The sequence below is a fragment of the Neisseria sp. P0021.S005 genome (assembly GCF_051956955.1).
The window spans coordinates 1-1,625 of record NZ_JBQCWY010000685.1 but is presented as its reverse complement, the minus strand read 5'-3'; the positions used below and the strand labels follow the sequence as shown (position 1 = coordinate 1,625).

The following is a 1,625-nucleotide window of genomic DNA, read 5'->3' as shown; positions in this document are numbered from 1 at the left end:
AGCCGTCTTTAAGTCTGGGGTCGTCTGAAAACGACAGGCGGAAACACAACGAACCGACTTGGCTGTGGGAAGACGGCAAAATCCCCGAAGGCCTGGAAACCACAGTTTCCAATACGGCCATTGCTGCACGCAGCCTGCTCAAACACGTCGTCGGGCTGAACGATGCGCTTTCCGCCGCCCGCCGCGAAAAAGAACAGGACGGCGCGCTCATCGACCGCCTGACCAGCGAGTTCGGCCTTTTTATCGCCCGTATCGAACAAATCAGCGCAGTTTGGGATTTGCTCTCTACCGTTCCCATTGAAGGCGAAGAGCCGTTGGCGAAATGGATAACCCGCCGTGCCGACGACAAAAACGACTATATTTTCAACGCCAGCCCCATCAGCAGCGCATCCCACCTTGCCAACAGCCTGTGGCGGCGCGCGGCAGGTGCGGTGTTGACTTCGGCCACCCTGCAATCGCTCGGCAGCTTCAACCTGATTTTGCGCCAAACCGGCCTGCTGTGGCTGCCCGAAACCACCACGCTTGCATTGGAAAGCCCGTTTAATTTCGATACGCAAGGCGAGCTGTATATTCCGCCCGTACACGCCAGCCCCAAAGACCCTGATGCGCACACGGCCGCCATTGTCGAATGGTTGCCGAAGCTGGTTTCGCCGGTTGAAGCCATCGGCACGCTGGTGTTGTTTTCCTCGCGCAAGCAAATGCAGGATGTCGCCTTACGACTGCCTGACGAATACTTGCCGCTTCTGCTTGTACAAGGAGAGTTGCCCAAGGCTGTCCTGTTGCAAAGGCACCATCAAGCCATTGCCGAAGGTAAAGCCAGCATTATTTTCGGCCTCGACAGTTTTGCCGAAGGCCTCGACCTGCCCGGCACGGCCTGCGTTCAAGTCATTATTGCCAAGCTGCCGTTTGCCATGCCGGACAACCCCATCGAGAAAACCCAAAACCGTTGGATTGAACAACGCGGCGGCAATCCTTTTATCGAAATTACGGTGCCTGAAGCCAGCATCAAACTGATCCAAGCCGTCGGCCGCCTTATCCGTACCGAACAGGATTACGGCCGTGTGACCATCCTCGACAACCGCGTCAAAACGCAACGCTACGGCCAGCAATTATTGGCCTGTTTGCCGCCGTTTAAACGGATAGGGTAGTTGTGGATAATTCAAAGGCAGAGGCCGTCTGAAATCAAATGTTCAGACGGCCTTTTATTCATTTCAAGCTATAAATCCAATTTCATGACGGATACGGTTTCCCCGTTGTGCCAAGTCTGCGTGATTTCTTTCTAGCCGAACTTTTCATACACGGCCTGCACATCCGGCGTGGGGTAATTCCTAAATCAAATTTTACTAGCACACAGTTAGAAGATATTATGGCTGGAAAACGGACTATTAATGGATATATTTGGCATCATAATGCACAAAGTGCACCAAATAACATGCAGCTAGTACCATTGGAAATACATGATGCAGTTAGACATACTGGTCAAAATGCATTAAAAAAAGGACGTTAATCAAGGAAATGAATAATGAAAAAATTAAATATCTGGAGAGATGAAGGAAAAGTTTCTGCTTCAATCATTGAAAAATTTGCAGAAAATTTAGGTGTAACATTCCCTAGATCGTATATAT

2 protein-coding genes are annotated in these 1,625 nt (G+C 50.7%); both read left to right on the top strand.

The genetic code is table 11. From position 1 onward, the window contains the following. On the top strand, positions 1-1,148 hold a 1,148-nt coding region (locus ACTHUE_RS18315; RefSeq protein ID WP_440424123.1), incomplete at its 5' end, for a helicase C-terminal domain-containing protein. Between the two features lie 107 nt (positions 1,149-1,255). Next, positions 1,256-1,507, top strand: coding sequence for an HNH endonuclease (locus ACTHUE_RS18310; RefSeq protein ID WP_283120669.1), 252 nt, complete (start codon positions 1,256-1,258; stop codon positions 1,505-1,507). The last annotated feature ends 118 nt before the right edge of the window (positions 1,508-1,625 follow it).